12 protein-coding genes are annotated in these 15,891 nt (G+C 60.2%); 6 read left to right on the top strand and 6 right to left on the bottom strand.

What is annotated here, in order from left to right:
* Positions 1-43: 43 nt before the first annotated feature.
* The 5 genes from M0D68_RS34360 to M0D68_RS34340 all read right to left on the bottom strand — a co-directional run bounded on the left by M0D68_RS34360 (position 44) and on the right by M0D68_RS34340 (position 5,208).
* A complete protein-coding gene (locus M0D68_RS34360) occupies positions 44-406 on the bottom strand; it encodes a cupin domain-containing protein (RefSeq protein WP_200653073.1) in 363 nt (120 codons plus the stop codon).
* A 125-nt stretch (positions 407-531) separates the two neighbouring features.
* Positions 532-1,608, bottom strand: a complete 1,077-nt coding sequence (locus M0D68_RS34355) for a polyamine ABC transporter substrate-binding protein (RefSeq protein WP_234486705.1) — start codon at positions 1,606-1,608, stop codon at positions 532-534.
* A 799-nt stretch (positions 1,609-2,407) separates the two neighbouring features.
* Positions 2,408-2,698 carry a DUF4148 domain-containing protein gene (locus tag M0D68_RS34350; RefSeq protein ID WP_093635095.1) on the bottom strand — a complete coding sequence of 97 codons (291 nt, stop codon included), beginning with the start codon at positions 2,696-2,698 and terminating at the stop codon, positions 2,408-2,410.
* A 173-nt stretch (positions 2,699-2,871) separates the two neighbouring features.
* Positions 2,872-3,957 carry an aldose epimerase family protein gene (locus M0D68_RS34345; protein ID WP_266226708.1) on the bottom strand — a complete coding sequence of 362 codons (1,086 nt, stop codon included), beginning with the start codon at positions 3,955-3,957 and terminating at the stop codon, positions 2,872-2,874.
* Positions 3,958-3,990: 33 nt separating this feature from the next.
* On the bottom strand, positions 3,991-5,208 hold the full coding sequence (locus tag M0D68_RS34340) for a DNA-binding transcriptional regulator (protein ID WP_093635097.1): 1,218 nt from the start codon (positions 5,206-5,208) through the stop codon (positions 3,991-3,993).
* 274 nt (positions 5,209-5,482) lie between these two features.
* On the opposite strand from M0D68_RS34340, the gene xylA reads away from it, so the two are divergent.
* The 4 genes from xylA to M0D68_RS34320 all read left to right on the top strand — a co-directional run bounded on the left by xylA (position 5,483) and on the right by M0D68_RS34320 (position 10,861).
* Entirely contained in the window at positions 5,483-6,805 is a 1,323-nt protein-coding gene (gene xylA, locus M0D68_RS34335) for a xylose isomerase (protein ID WP_211706638.1), read from the top strand.
* Between the two features lie 174 nt (positions 6,806-6,979).
* Positions 6,980-8,008: a D-xylose ABC transporter substrate-binding protein gene (gene xylF, locus M0D68_RS34330; protein ID WP_054040132.1), complete on the top strand. Its 1,029-nt coding sequence runs from the start codon at positions 6,980-6,982 to the stop codon at positions 8,006-8,008.
* A gap of 88 nt (positions 8,009-8,096) precedes the next feature.
* Complete coding sequence (gene xylG, locus M0D68_RS34325; RefSeq protein WP_266226706.1) at positions 8,097-9,665, top strand: D-xylose ABC transporter ATP-binding protein; 1,569 nt, start codon at positions 8,097-8,099, stop codon at positions 9,663-9,665.
* Positions 9,662-10,861, top strand: a complete 1,200-nt coding sequence (locus tag M0D68_RS34320; RefSeq protein ID WP_093635100.1) for a sugar ABC transporter permease — start codon at positions 9,662-9,664, stop codon at positions 10,859-10,861. The genes xylG and M0D68_RS34320 overlap by 4 nt, the downstream gene beginning before the upstream one ends.
* Before the next feature lie 59 nt (positions 10,862-10,920).
* Here M0D68_RS34320 and M0D68_RS34315 read toward each other — a convergent pair whose 3' ends face one another.
* Entirely contained in the window at positions 10,921-12,342 is a 1,422-nt protein-coding gene (locus M0D68_RS34315) for an aldehyde dehydrogenase family protein (RefSeq protein WP_200653075.1), read from the bottom strand.
* Positions 12,343-12,442: 100 nt separating this feature from the next.
* Between M0D68_RS34315 and M0D68_RS34310 the strand changes: the two genes are divergently transcribed.
* Together M0D68_RS34310 and M0D68_RS34305 are read left to right on the top strand one after the other, a co-directional pair.
* Entirely contained in the window at positions 12,443-13,330 is an 888-nt protein-coding gene (locus M0D68_RS34310) for a LysR family transcriptional regulator (RefSeq protein ID WP_200653076.1), read from the top strand.
* Positions 13,331-13,611: 281 nt separating this feature from the next.
* A complete protein-coding gene (locus M0D68_RS34305; protein WP_200653077.1) occupies positions 13,612-15,882 on the top strand; it encodes a xanthine dehydrogenase family protein molybdopterin-binding subunit in 2,271 nt (756 codons plus the stop codon).
* Positions 15,883-15,891 lie beyond the last annotated feature (9 nt).

Below are 15,891 nucleotides of genomic sequence, written 5' to 3'. Positions count from 1 at the left end.
CGCTGACGGCAGCGAAGCCTGAAAGCAGCACCACCGCAGCAACCTACGCCTTAAACTCCACCGAAACAAAAATCTTCTTACACGGCTCAAGCACTTCCCACGTCCCCTTAAACCCCGCCGGAATCAAAAACCGATCGCCGGCTCGGACAGTCTTGCTGGTCCCATCCGCATCCCGAATCACGGACACGCCCTCGAGAATCTCGCAATACTCGCTCTCGGTGAAATTCACCGTCCATTGCCCGCAAGCTCCTTCCCAAACGCCCGCCGCGAGCTGCCCACACGGGCTAGCAAAATGCGTGTGAACAAGTTGCGAAGGATTGCCGGCAAGCACCGCTTCCGCCTTCGGCATGTACTCAACGCTTTCCTTGGCCGGCTGCGCAAAATCTACGATATTCAAAATGCTCATAATGGCTCGCTGCAAACAGAGTTAAAAATCAAAGCTTCAAAAAGGGCGTAGCGCACACACCCACTGCATGCGCCACGCTCAAAAGGTGACACCTACGTCAGCAGACTACATCAGCTAAACCGAACTCAACTCCCCGACTTCAACTGTGCCCACAGACGGTTTTCAAGCCGCATGATCGGCGCAGGCTGCGGCCGCATCAACGTCATCTTGTTCAGCACAGCTTCAGGCGGATACACATTCGCATCCTGCTCGATCGCCGGCGTCACAAACTGTCTCGCAGCGCGATTCGCAGTCGGATAGAACACTTCGTTCGTAATCGCCGCGCTGACCTTCGGATCTTCGATGTAGTTCATCCACGCCATCGCCGCTTCCGGGTGCGGCGCATCTTTCGGAATCACCATCACGTCCATCCAGAGCAGGCCGGCGTCCTTGATATTCGAGAACCGTACGTCATACGAACGCTTCGCTTCCGACGCACGTCGCCGCGCAATCCCCACATCGCCCGAATAGCCCAACGCCACGCAGATATCGTTGTTCGCCAGATCGTTGATGTAGCCGGACGAATTGAACTGCGTGATATACGGCCGCACTTTCTTCAGCACTTCGTATGCGGCCTGGTAGTCGCCGGGGTTGGTGCTGTTCGGGTCCTTATGCATGTACTGAAGCACGGCCGGGAAAACATCCGCCGCCGCGTCGAGGAAAGACACGCCACAACTCTTCAGTTTCGAAAGATTCTGCGGGTCGAACAACAGCGACCAGCTATCAACCGGCGCATCGGCGCCGAGCGCTTTTTTCACGGCCTGAACGTTATAGCCGACACCGTCCGTGCCCCACGCCCAGGGCACACCATACTGATTGCCGGGGTCCGCATCGGCAATCAGTTTCATCAATCCCGGATCGAGGTTAGCGAGGTTCGGCATCTTCGATTTGTCGATCTTCTGATACACGCCGGCTTCGATCTGGCGCGCCATATAACTCGATGTGGGCACAACGATGTCATACCCGGAACTGCCTGCCAGCAGTTTCGCCTGCAGCGTGTCGTCGCTATCGTAGCTGTCGTATTTCACCGTGATGCCCGATTGCTTTTCGAAGCCGGTAATCGTGTCTTTGGCGATGTAGTCCGACCAGTTGTAGACGTTGATCGTCGTATCTGCCGCGTGTGCAGCGTTCATCGGAGTTAATGCGGTCAACGAGCACAGCATCGTGCCGGTGAGCGAGAGAAGCTTGGCATGACGGATCTTCATTCGACTATCTCCTTGGTTTCGATCTTCAGTTTTCGCCGCAGCGCAGGCACCGATGCACGAGCGTGACGACCCACACGTCCAGACGTTCCGCACGAATGCGACGAATAAAGGACGTGACGCCGCCTGCCGCAGCGCAAGCGCACAGCAGAGCTAAAAGGGACGCAGAGAGGCGAGCGCTATAAGCCGGCCAACGCTAGCAAGACAGATGCAAAGCGCGGACGGTCAAACGCATTGCAGACGTTCAGCCGCTAGATAAAGCGGCCTGATCGCATGCAACACTTGCTCGCGAAAAGAGAAGGGGGCTAAGGCAGAAGCGACGCGATTTCGTCGGTACGCACCCCGATAGCTGCGGGTGCTGCAATGACGTTGTGTCGACGCACAGAGCGACGCGACAACACGGTATCGATGGACAGGGGGCGGGATGGCGAAGCGCAGTTGCTCCCCTGATGAGCGATCGAACAGCCGGACAGGAACGTTCTTTCCCGACCAGGCTGATATCTCACCAATGGACCACGGACTTTCACGATGGAACCCGAAGCGACGTTGAGTAGAAGTTCTCGCTGATGCGGATTGACCGCGCTGCGAGAACCACCAGACTGCCGGCTTAGGATATATGAGACATTATTTTCGTCAAAGGATTTTCTGACACTGCGCTGTCATTGTTATTGTCATGCGCAGTGGGACGCATGCATGCGAGCGCATGCTTCGACAAGCATGGCTCGCATCGAACTACGCAAAGACAGACAACGTTGGCGTTTTACTGGCCCGCAGGCGCAGCGGGCATCGGTGTGCCGGTTTGCGATGAGCCGTTTGCCGACGAACCGTAACCGGTGGCGTCATGTTGTGCGGCTACGCGTGCTTCGGCTGCCTGAATGTCAGCGGGGTAGGTTGAGTCGGTTGCAGTGGCGGGGTTGTAGCCGGCCTGTTCAATCTGAACCAGTTGCGCCCTGACTTCGGCGCGGGTTAGCGGTTGCTCGGACTGTGCGAACGAAGCGACCGGGGCTGCGAGAACAACGACCAGTGCGACTGCTTTGATCAGCGATTTCATAATGCTTCCCTCCGAGGATGTTTTATTCGGCGCCGCAACAAGTGTTCGGCGGCCTATAGAGGGATTCTAGGAAGCGAGTGATCTAGGGCAAACCCCTAAACCCGTAATTCAGTCTTGCAGCAAATGATAAGTCGGCGTTATGTAATGCTCTTCCTAACATATGAAGAATTGCTTCAGACTCCAGAACGTACACCTACGCGGTACGCCGTCACCTGCCGGTATGCGCTGCCGGGCCGCACGATGACCTGCTCCTGCTCAGCCATATTGACCTCGTTCGGAAAGCCGCCGGCTTCGAGACACAGTCCGGAGTACGCCTGGTAGGCGATGCCGCCGCGGCCCGTGTCGCCCTTCAGGAAATTGCCGGTGTAGAACTGTAAGCCGCGCTGATCGGTCGAGACGGTCAGTTCGCGTCCGCTGCCGGGGTCATAGGCGCGTGCAACCTGGCGTACCTGCGGTTCGCGTCCGGCTACTGTTGCAACAGGCGCGTCATGCAGCACATAGCAATGATCGAAGCCACCGGCCTTCGCCAGCTGCACATGCGGCCAATCGAGCCGTGCGCCGATCGGCGCGCTCTGCCGGAAGTCGAACGCGTTGCCCGCCACTTCGGCAAGCTCGCAAGGAATCATCGACCCATCGACTTCGAAGAACCGGTCGGCATCGATCGACAACACATGGCCGCGAATGTCGGCATCCCGCCGACCTGTCAGGTTGAAATACGGATGGCTGGTCAGATTGAGTGGCGTCGGCGCGTCCGTGATCGCTTCATACGCGATCGTCAAGGTGCCGTCGTCGTCGAGCGTGTAACGCACTTGCACCGTGACATTGCCCGGAAAGCCGGCGTCGCCTTCGGGCGATTCCAGACGCATAAGCAGCGCACCGTTGTCTTCGCTCACGTCCCACAATGCACGATGAAAACCGTGCGTGCCACCATGCAGCAGATTCGCGCCTTCGTTGCGGTCGAGCGTGTATTCGATGCCGTCGAGCGTGAAACGCGCATCGGCAATGCGATTCGCCCACCGGCCAACCAATCCGCCCATGTAGGTTGTGGCCGCAACGTATTCGGCGGGCGTGTCGTGTCCGAGCAGAATGTCGCCGAGGCGACCCGCGCGGTCTGGTGCATGCCACGAAACCAGCGTCGCGCCCAGGTCGCTGATGGCGACTTTCATGCCATGCGCATTGCGCAGCGTGAAGAGCCGCACAGGATCGCCGCCGGGCAGAGCGCCCCATGGCTCAGAAGAAAGTGGTGCGATGCTGATCATGTCGTCGGTAGAAAGAAAAGGTAAAGGGCATGCTCAGCCGGGTGCTGCGGTCGAATTCACACGGTCCTGGTATTCGCGCGGCGTGCAGCCGAGTTCGCGACGAAACACCGCGTACATGTATTGCAGCGACGTGAAGCCGCAACGGATCGCCACCTCGGCACTCGACGCATCGCGCTTCGCCAGCAGCGCTTTCGCGACATCGAGTTTATGACGCAGAATTTCCTGATGCACGGTGCACTGCCGTTCGCGCCGGAAGTACTCTTCGAGCGACGATCTCGACACGCCCACGTAATCGGCAACCTGTTCGGTGCGGATGCCTTGGCACGCGTACTGGCGGATGAAGTGCCGGGCGCGCATCACATACGGACTTGCGAGCGGCTGGTGTTTGGTCGATTCGAGCACATTGATGCCGACCGGTGGCACGAGAATGCGCCGCCCCGGAAAACGCGCGCCGTGCAGCATTTGATGCAGCAAGTGAGCGGCGGTGCGGCCCATTTCTTCGGTGCCTTGAATCACGGAGGAAAGCGGAATACGGGTCAGCGTACGCGTGAGCGGATCGTTGTCGATGCCGATGATCGCCACTTCTTCAGGCACGGGAATACCCGCGATCAAACAGGCCTGCAGCAGATGCCGCGCGCGGGCATCGGTGACGGCGATGATGCCCACCGGCTTCGGCAACTGGGCGAGCCACGCGGTGAGTTGCTCGGTTGCCTGATTCCACGACGGCGCGCTGGTCGACAGGCCACGATAGATCTCGGTGCCGATCTGCTCGGCGCTATGGCCGTCCGTGCTGCGCAGGTGAGCGAATGCCAACTCACGTTGCTGCGCCCAACGGTTTTCCTGCGCTTGCGGCAGGCTATACAAAGCGAAATGCTCGAGTCCCGCGCCGATCAGATGCGTGTAGGCGAGCGAAACAAGCTTGGCGTTATCGGTCGCGATATAGGGTAAGTCCGGGGGGTAGTGCGCCGGATCTTCGAACGATGAACCGACCGCCACCACCGGCAACGGACAATCTCGCAGCGCTTCACCCACAGCGGGATCGTCGAAATCCGCGATGATGCCGTCGCCGTCGAAACGCTCGATACCCGTCAAGCGGCAGCGGAAATCTTCTTCAAGGAAGAGATCCCACGCCACGCGCGTCGACAGCAGGTAATTGCCGATGCCGGTGATGATCTCGCGGTCATACACCTTGTTCGCGTTGAACAGCAGCGCGATTCGATGGGTCGTCTGTGGTGTTTGCGGACGGGTCATGGCAGTGGGTGGCGTGCAGATCGTCAAGATTCGCAGCGCCTTCGTCTCCTGTTGGGCGCGCTCTGAAGGCAGCACCGTTTTTAAGCGTCTGGTTATTCTAGGCCGCGAACATCGCGCCGGTGTGAAACAAACGCATGGGCGGTAAGAAACATCAAGCACGCTGCGCAATTTCGCAATTGCCGATGCACCTTGCAAGCGGCAGCATGGCGTCACCTTGTCGACCGGCGCGGCGATACCGCACGGGTTGCAGTGCAGCATAAAACAGGAGACGCTGATGTCCTACTTCGAACACATTCCCGAGATCCGCTACGAGGGCCCGCAATCGGATAACCCGCTTGCTTATCGTCATTACGACAAGAGTAAGCGGGTGCTCGGCAAGACACTCGAAGAACATCTTCGCATTGCTGTGTGCTACTGGCATACGTTTGTCTGGCCGGGCGTCGATATCTTCGGGCAAGGGACGTTTCGGCGTCCCTGGCAGCAGGCCGGCGACGCCATGGAACGGGCGCAACAAAAGGCGGATTCCGCGTTTGAGTTCTTCTCGAAGCTCGGCACGCCGTATTACACGTTTCACGATACCGACGTTGCACCGGAAGGTGACAGCCTGAAGGCCTATAGCGAGAACTTCACCCGCATCGCCGACTATCTGGCGCGCAAGCAGCAGGATACCGGCGTCAAACTGCTGTGGGGCACAGCCAATCTGTTCTCGCATCCGCGTTATGCAGCAGGTGCGGCGACCAGTCCTGATCCCGAGATTTTTGCGTTCGCTGCGACTCAGGTTCGTCACGCTCTTGATGCGACCCAAATGCTGGGAGGCGAAAATTATGTGTTGTGGGGCGGCCGTGAGGGCTACGACACGCTGCTCAATACCGACCTCGTGCGCGAACGTGATCAGCTCGCCCGTTTCCTGCACATGGTGGTCGAGCACAAGCACAAGATCGGCTTCAAAGGTGCACTGCTGATCGAGCCGAAGCCGCAGGAGCCGACCAAGCATCAATTCGACTATGACGTGGCGACCGTACACGGCTTCCTGCTGCAATACGGATTGGAGAAAGAGATTCGCGTGAATATCGAAGCCAATCACGCGACGCTTGCCGGTCACTCGTTCCACCACGAGATCGCGACGGCCTACGCGCTAGGTATTTTCGGCAGCGTCGATGCGAATCGCGGCGATCAACAAAACGGCTGGGATACGGACCAGTTTCCGAACAGCGTCGAAGAACTGACGCTGGCCTTCTACGAAATCCTCAAACACGGCGGCTTCACCACCGGCGGTATGAACTTCGACGCAAAGGTGCGGCGTCAGAGCGTCGATGCGGAAGATCTGTTCTTCGGCCACATCGGTGCAATCGATAACCTGGCGCTCGCCGTCGAGCGTGCAGCAACGCTGATCGAAAACGACCGACTCGAAGCGTTCAAACGTCAGCGCTACGCAGGCTGGGAGTCGGAGTTCGGCAGCAAAATTCTGAAGGGTGACTATTCGCTCTCGACGCTGGCTACGGATGCATTGGCACGCGGTCTGAATCCACAGCACGCGAGCGGCAGACAGGAGCAACTGGAAAACGTTGTAAATCAGGCGATTTACAGCAGACGCTAAAAGGCAGTCGTGAAGTAACCGCCCGAAAAAGGGCGCGCAGTAAGACATAAAAATCGCGCGGCCACGTTGACCGCGCGAATAAAAGAAGCTTTGGGTTGTCGCTTGTCCGGTTCTGCGGCTCGCAGCGCAGACCGTCCAATCCGGTATTCCGGCTATCAGAACAAGGAGTGAGACATGAAATTCGCAACGCGTCGTACCGTACTGAGTTCGCTCGTATGTGGAGCGATGCTCGCCAGCCTGTCGCTTGTTGCGCCGCTCGCGCATGCAAGCAAGGACCACCCGGAAATTGGCTTCTGTATCGACGATCTGCGCGTCGAACGCTGGTCGCGCGATCGTGACTACTTCGTTGCAGCGGCAGAAAAGCTCGGCGCCAAAGTATCGGTGCAATCCGCCGATGCGAGCGAAGAGCGGCAGATTTCGCAGATTGAAAACCTGATCTCGCGCGGCGTCGACGTGATCGTGATCGTGCCGTTCAATTCGAAGACGCTCGGCAATGTGGTCGCCGAAGCCAAGAAAGCCGGCATCAAGGTCGTCTCCTACGACCGCCTGATTCTTGACGCCGACGTGGATGCCTATATCTCGTTCGACAACGAGAAGGTTGGCGAGCTGCAAGCACAAGGTGTCTTCAACGCGCAGCCGAAGGGCAACTACTTCATGCTCGGCGGCGCGCCGACCGACAACAATGCCAAGATGCTGCGTGAGGGCCAGCTCAAAGTGTTGAAGCCCGCAATCGACAAGGGCGACATCAAAATCGTCGGTCAGCAATGGGTACCGGAATGGAGCGCGTCGACGGCGCTGCGTATCGTTGAAGATGCGCTCACGGCGAACAACAACAAGATCGACGCAATCGTCGCTTCGAACGACGGCACCGCAGGCGGCGCGATTCAGGCACTGGCTGCGCAGCACATGGCTGGCAAGGTGCCGGTGTCGGGACAAGACGCTGATCTGGCCGCTGTGAAGCGCGTAATCGCCGGCACGCAGACGATGACCGTGTACAAACCGCTGAAGCTGATTGCAGGCGAAGCGGCGAAACTCTCCGTCGCGCTTGCGAAGGGCGAGAAGCCGGCCTTTAATGCACAGTACGACAACGGCAAGAAGAAGGTCGACACGGTGCTTCTGCAACCCACATTGCTCACCAAGAGCAATGTTGATGTGGTCGTCAAGGACGGCTTCTACACCCAGGCCCAGCTCGCGAGCCAATGAGCGTAACGTGTGCGTAGTTCAAGCCGGTGTGCCTGGCATGCGTCAGGCACATCGGCGCGATCACGCGCCCTGCAGCGAGGCATAGCGAATGAGTGAACCATTACTGACGATGCGCGGCATCGTCAAAGCCTTTTCCGGCGTGAAGGCGCTCGACGGCATCGACCTGACGGTGGCGCCTGGCGAGTGCGTCGGCTTGTGCGGCGAGAACGGCGCGGGCAAATCGACGCTGATGAAAGTGCTGTCCGGCGTCTATCCCCACGGTACGTGGGACGGCGAAATCATCTGGGAAGGCGAGCCGCTGAAGGCCGCGAGCATACGAGACACGGAACGCGCGGGCATCATCATCATCCATCAGGAGTTGATGCTGGTGCCGGAGCTCTCGGTTGCAGAAAACATCTTTCTCGGCAACGAAATTACGCTGCCCGGCGGCAGAATGAATTACGCCGCGATGTATCAGCGCGCCGATGAGTTGCTGCGCGAGCTCGGCATCAGCGGAATCAACTCGGCGCAACCGGTGATGAATTACGGTGGCGGCCACCAGCAGTTGATCGAGATCGCGAAGGCGCTGAACAAGCGCGCGAAACTGTTGATCCTCGATGAACCGTCGTCGTCGCTGACGGCTACGGAGATACACATCCTGCTGGATATCGTGCGCGATCTGAAGCGGCGCGGGGTTGCATGCGTTTACATCTCGCACAAGCTCGACGAAGTGGCGGCGGTGTGCGACACAATCAGCGTGATTCGCGATGGCCGCCATGTCGCGACCGAACCCATGCGCGCGCTGACCACTGACCGCATCATCTCCCTGATGGTGGGCCGCGAAATCAAGAACCTGTTTCCGCGTGAACCGCATCCTATCGGCGACGTAATCTTTGAAGCGCGCCACGTGACCTGTTTTGACGTCAACAATCCGCGCCGAAAGCGCGTGAACGATGTGTCGTTTACGCTGCGGCGTGGCGAGATTCTTGGCGTTGCCGGTTTGGTCGGCGCGGGGCGTACGGAACTGATGCAGGCGATTTTCGGCGCGTATCCCGGTGCGAGCGAGGCGACCGTGGTGATGGACGGCAAGCCCTTGAAAATTCGCGCCCCTGTCGATGCGATTCGCGCCGGTATCGGCATGGTGCCGGAAGATCGGAAGCGCCACGGCATCGTGCCGGGTCTGAGTGTCGGCCACAACATCACGCTCGCGGTGTTGCAACGTTTCGCGAAGGGCGGACGCATCGATTCTGCCGCCGAACTCGACACGATTCACACCGAGATGAAGCGGCTTTCGGTGCGCGCGGCGCATCCGATGCTCTCGATTGCGAGTCTGTCGGGCGGCAATCAGCAAAAGGCCGTGTTGACGCGCATGCTGCTGACGGACCCGAAGGTGCTGATTCTCGACGAACCGACGCGAGGTGTCGACGTCGGTGCGAAGTTCGAAATCTACAAACTGATTTTTCAACTGGCACAGCGCGGCATGTCGATCGTGATGGTGTCGTCCGAATTGCCCGAAGTGCTCGGTATCAGCGATCGCGTGCTGGTTATCGGCGAAGGCGAATTGCGCGGCGATTTCGTCAACGACGGCCTCACGCAAGAGGACATTCTCAGCGCCGCAATCCGTCCCGTGCAGCGATCCCTCAACCCGACCGCACCAACTGAAGCGAGTGCCGCATGACTCCCGACGTCACTTCCCAACCCGCCGACGGCGCTGCGTCGCGCGGCGCATTCGGTGGCCCGCAGCGCATTCAGCAACTGTTTGCGCGTTACAAGATTCTCGCGTTGCTGATCGCCGTGGCCGTGATCTGGCTTTTCTTCTCCTTTCTGACACACGGCGCATTCGTGACGCCGCGCAATCTGTCGAACCTGCTGCGGCAGATGTCGATCACCGGCATGCTCGCGTGCGGCATGGTGTTCGTGATCATCGCGGGCGAGATCGATCTGTCGGTCGGGTCGTTGCTGGGTTTGCTCGGCGGTGTCGCGGCGATTCTCGATGTGAACCGGCATTGGCCGATTGGCGTCACCGTGCCTGTCGTGATGCTGCTTGGCGTGCTCGTCGGCATGTTCAATGGATGGTGGTCGACCTACCGGCGTGTGCCTTCGTTTATTGTCGGCCTGGGCGGCATGCTTGCATATCGCGGCATTCTGCTCGGCGTCACCGGCGGTTCGACGATTGCGCCGGTCTCTGATGGTTTCGTGTTTGTCGGCCAGGGGTATTTGCCGCGTCTTGCGGGCGATACGCTGGCCGTCGCGCTGTTTGTCGTACTGGCGTTTCTGACCGTGCGACAACGAAGCAACCGCGAGCGTTATAAGTTGCGCGTGGTGCCGATCTGGCAGGACGTTGCGAAGGTGGTCGGGGCAGGCGTGATTCTGGCCGCGTTTGTCGCCACGCTCGATCGTTATGGCGGCATTCCTGTGCCGGTTCTGCTGCTGCTCGCGCTGCTGGGCATTTTCACGTGGATCGCAACGCAGACTGTTTTTGGGCGGCGTATTTATGCGGTGGGGTCGAACCTGGAAGCGACGCGGCTCTCCGGCGTGAATACCAATCGTGTGAAGCTGGCCATCTTTGCGCTGATGGGACTGATGTGTGCGTTCGCGGGGATCGTCAATACGGCGCGCCTCGCGGCGGGCTCGCCGTCGGCGGGATCGATGGGCGAACTCGACGCGATCGCTGCGTGCTTTATCGGCGGGACATCGATGCGCGGCGGCTCCGGAACGGTCTACGGTGCGTTGATCGGCGCGCTGGTGATGGCGAGTCTGGATAACGGCATGTCGATGCTCGATGTCGACGCGTACTGGCAGATGATCGTGAAGGGCAGCATTCTCGTGCTGGCCGTGTGGATCGATGTGGTGTCGGGATCGAACCGCCGATGAAACAGCAGGCGGTGCGTCATGCAAATGCTGACGCACCGCCTGCTAAGCGATCAAACGCTTTAGTTCACGCCGAGCAACGACTTCGGCTCCATGAAGGCTTCCAGGCCGAACGTGCCATATTCCCGCCCGATGCCCGATTGCTTGAAGCCGCCGAACGGTGCTGCCGGTTCGTGTGCCAACGTGTTGATCAGTACACGTCCTGCGTCGATGCGAGTGGCGACTGCGCGAGCCCGCGCTGCATCGGCTGAGAGTACGTACGCTTGCAGCCCGTAGCTTGTGTCATTGGCGATCGCAATCGCTTCCTCGGTATCGCGATACGCAATGATCGACAGCACCGGCCCAAAAATCTCCTCACGGGCAATCGTCATGTCGTTGCTGACGCCGCTAAATACGGTCGGACGCACGAACCAGCCGCGCTCCACGCCTTCCGGCCGGCCTTCGCCACCGGCAATCAATCGCGCGCCTTCGTCGATGCCGATGCCGATATAACGTTGCACGCGCTCCCACTGCTTGCGGCTGACCATCGGGCCGATCTGCGTAGCCGGATCGCGCGGATCGCCGGCTTGCATGCGAGCGACTTCAAAGCTCATCCGCTCTTCGAATTCCGCAAGGCGGCTCTGCGGCACAAGAATCCGCGTACCGGCAATACACGCCTGACCGCTGTTCATGAAACCTGCCTGGAGCGCCAACGGCACTGCCTCTGCGAAATCGGCGTCGTCGAGTATGACCACCGGCGATTTACCGCCCAACTCTAACGTGACGCGTTTCAATGTATCCGCGCCGGTGCGCAGAATCGTCTTGCCGACAGCCGTCGATCCGGTGAAGGAAATCTTCGCCACGTCCGGATGCGCGCTGATTTCCGCCCCCACCGTATCGCCCCGGCCCGTGACGATATTGAACACGCCCGCGGGCAAGCCGGCTTCGTGCAGCGCCTCGGTGATGATGCGAGTCTGGATCGCGCTCATTTCGCTCGGTTTGATGACGGCGGTGCAACCCGCTGCAATTGCCGCAGCCAGCTTCCCGCAGATAAAGCCGCCATTGCTGTTCCACGGTGTAATCAGTCCGGCGACGCCGAGCGGTTGCATGACCACGTCGGCCGTGCCGGCGCGGCGCGTGAAATCATAGGTCTGCAAGACCTTGATGACTTCCGCCAGGACGTCCGCTGGATATTTCGCCATCCAGCGTGCGCGTGACACCGGCGCACCGTATTCCTCGACGATTGCTTCATACAGCTCGTCTTCTCTCGCTTGAACCGCGGCGTGCATGCGTTCGAGCAGCGCGATCCGCTCTTCCTTGCTGGTACGGGAAAACGCCGGGAAGGCGCGTTTGGCGGCCGCGATCGCGCGGCGAGCGTCTTCCGCGTCGGCCAGACGCACCGTGCCGATCACCGTTTCCTTAGCCGGGTTGTGAAGATCGAACCACTCTTCGCCGTGCGGGGTGACGAACGCGCCGTCGATATAAACCTTGTCGATTTGCTGCATGAAAGCTCCTACCCAGGAAGTTGTTGCCTCAAAGATAGGCTCAAAGGATTAAGCCGACTAGCCATATAATCAAGGATGATTCGTTGAGCAGGATGGGATAATGAAGACGCCCGGTTTGAGCGAACTGGAAGGCGTGCTTGCGGTGGCGCGCCATCGCAGCTTCCGCGCAGCGGCCACGGAACTTGGCGTGTCGACATCGGCGCTGAGCCATGCGATTGCGGCGCTGGAGGCGCGCATCGGCGTGCGGCTCTTTAATCGGACCACGCGCAGCGTGTCGTTGTCCGAGGCGGGCGCGCAATTCGTCGACAGCGTGGCGCCGGCGTTATCGACCATTCGCGTGGCTATCGAGCAGGCCGGCAGCTTTCGTGACACACCGGCGGGCACGCTGCGGATCAATACGTCGACGGGCGCGGCGCGCCAGGTGATGCCCATGCTGCTGGAATATCTTCGGCGTTATCCGGAGATGAAGCTGGATCTCGTCACCGAGGGGCGCATGATCGACATCGTGGTGGAGGGCTTTGATGCCGGCATTCGGTTGGCGGAGATCGTGCCGCAGGACATGATCGCGGTGCCCTTCAACCAGCCGCAGCGTTTTGCAGTCGTTGGGAGTCCAGCCTATTTCGCCGAAAATCCGAAGCCGCGCAAGCCAGACGACCTGCGTGCACACCGTTGTATCCGCATGCGCATGCCGAGCGGGCGTATTTATCACTGGGAGTTCGAGCGACGCGGCGAGGCTGTCAGCGTGGATGTGCAGGGCATGCTGACGCTCGATGAGCCGCTGCTCATCATGGAGGCAGCCCGCGAGGGATTCGGACTGGCGTATATGACTGAGTGGAACGTGGCGGCGGATCTGGAAGCGGGCACGCTGCAGCGTGTGCTGGAGGATTGGACGCCGGCGTTTGATGGGTTGTGTCTTTACTATCCCGGGCGACGTCATGTGCCGGCGGGGTTGCGGGCGTTGATTGAGATGATTCGGGAGGGCGCGTGATAGTAAAAATCCGCCACATCTCGCATTTTTCCGCCGTTCAAGCCAGTTGCGTTGCAGCGTGCCACCACGCGATGAATAACATTTAATGAACTGACACACGGCTTGCATCCACCCTTTCCTCGAAGGGCATCCGCCAGCACGGTGCAGCTCGGCTGAAACCCTTTAGCTTTCAGTCCCCCATCCACTCTTCCGTCTTACTACTGTTCCAACGAAACAAATTCCCGCGCCAGCCCGCGCTTTCACAGCGTCCCCGCCACCGTGCAAGCTGATCGAGCCATACGATGTTAAAGCGCAGAACCTTCCTGCTAGGCGGCGCCGGCGCGCTCGGTGTGCTGCTGGTCGGCTGGTCGGTGCTGCCGCCGGGCCAACGCCTGACACCCTCCACACCGTTGTCGACGGAAGGCAACCAGGTCGCACTCAACGGCTGGGTCAAAATCGCCGCGGACAACACCGTGACGATCGTGGTGTGCAAAGCGGAAATGGGGCAGGGTATACACACGGGCCTTGCGATGCTGCTGGCCGAAGAACTCGACGCCGACTGGTCGCAGGTTCGGGTAGAGAACTCGCCGATCGACAAGATCTACAACAGCGTGCAGAACATCGTCGACGATCTGCCGTTTCGCCCGGATGACGACAGCACGGTCAAGCGCGCCACGGTCTGGATGACCCGCAAGCTGGTGCGCGACGCCGGCACGATGATGACGGGCGGTTCATCGAGCATGAACGATCTATGGGCGCCGATGCGTGAAGCCGGCGCCTCGGCGCGTGCGATGCTGATCGGTGCGGCGGCCGCGCAATGGAAGGTGGCACCCGGCGAATGTCGTACGGAAGGCGGCTACGTACTGCATGCAGCAGGTCACAAGGCGAGCTTCGGCGAACTGTCCGCGATGGCCGCACAGCAACCGCTGCCACGCAAGGTTGCGCTGAAAGATCCTGCTGAGTTCAAACTGATCGGCAAGCCGGTGCGGCGTATCGAAGCCGCGTCGAAAATCAACGGCACAGCGCGCTTCGGCATTGACGCGCTACCCGATGGTCTCATCTACGCAAGCGTGGTGATGTGTCCCACTTTGGGCGGCACGGTGGCGCATTTCGACGCCTCGCCTGCCAGGACGATGCCCGGCTTCATCAAGGCGTTTTCGCTGAAGCCCTACGCGGGTGGCAGCGGCGGCGTCGCGGTCATCGCCGACAACCCGTTCCGCGCGATGAGCGCGGTGAGTGCAATCAACGTGGTGTGGAATGACGGCGCTGCGGCCAATCTGTCGAGCGCAAACGTAGACACTCAACTCGCGCAGGCGCTGGACGACAGCGACGGCCACGCCTACTACCATCGCGGTGACGTCGACGCCGCATTGAGCGGTGCCGCGCGCACGATCAGCGCCGAGTACCACGCACCGTATCTCGCACATGGCGCGGTCGAACCAGTGAACTGCACGGTGCAGGTCGCGGACGGCGCGGCCACCGTTTGGGTTTCCACGCAAATGCCGACGCTCGCGCGGCAGCACGTTGCGAAAGTGCTGGACATCGACATCGACAAGGTCGACGTGCAAACGCAACTGCTCGGCGGCGCTTTCGGGCGCCGTCTCGAACTCGATTTCATCGCGCAAGCCGCGGCGATTGCGCGCGAAGGCGGTGGTCGTCCGGTACAAACAATCTGGTCGCGGGCGCAGGATTTCACCCACGATTTCTATCGTCCGGCGTGCGTGTCGCGACTCAAAGCCGGTCTCGACAAAGACGGCAAGCTGGTCGCGTGGCATGCCACTTCAGCGAGTCAGGCGATCGTGCCGGAATCGATCGTGCGTTACTACGGCGTGCCGCGCATTCCCATCGACAAGACCACGTGCGAAGGCGCGTTCGATCAGCCCTACGAATGGCCCGCTGCACGTGTGGCGCACAAGATCGTCGAATTACCGATCCCGATTGGATTCTGGCGCTCGGTTGGCCATTCACATCAGGCGTTTTTCACCGAAGGTTTCACCGACGAACTCGCTGTAGCCGCCGGTCAGGATCCGATTGCATTTCGCGCGGCGCTGCTCGCGCAGCATCCGCGCCATCTTGCGGTGTTAAGGCGCGTTGCAGCCTTGTCCGACTGGGGACATCCCATGACGCGTGCGGCCGATGGCACAAAGCGGGCGCGCGGCGTCGCGCTGCATGAAGCGTTCGGCAGCGTCGTCGCGCAGGTGGCAGAGGTATCGGTCGGTGCGAACAAGCAGATTCGCGTGCATCGGGTGGTCTGCGTGATTGACTGTGGACTGCCGGTGAACCCAAACCTGATTCGTCAGCAGATGGAGGGCGGCATTGTATTCGGCCTCTCGACTGCGTTGCAGGATGAAATCACTTTCGTCGGCGGTCAGGTGGCGCAGAAGAACTTCGTCGATTTCCCGGTTGTGCGGATGAACGACTGTCCGGTGATCGAAGTCGACATTATGCCCAGTCAGATGCACCCCCAGGGCGTCGGCGAACCAGGCGTGCCGCCGGTTGCGCCGGCGGTGGCCAACGCGGTATTCGCACTGACCGGTCAGCGCTTGCGCGCGCTGCCGCTGAGGGTTGCGTGAAACGCTTCA

Origin of the sequence: Paraburkholderia sp. SEWSISQ10-3 4 (assembly GCF_030464785.1) — a bacterium.
GTDB lineage: Bacteria > Pseudomonadota > Gammaproteobacteria > Burkholderiales > Burkholderiaceae > Paraburkholderia > Paraburkholderia aspalathi.
Note: the sequence above shows the minus strand (reverse complement) of the source record. Positions and strands in the feature narration are given on the sequence as shown.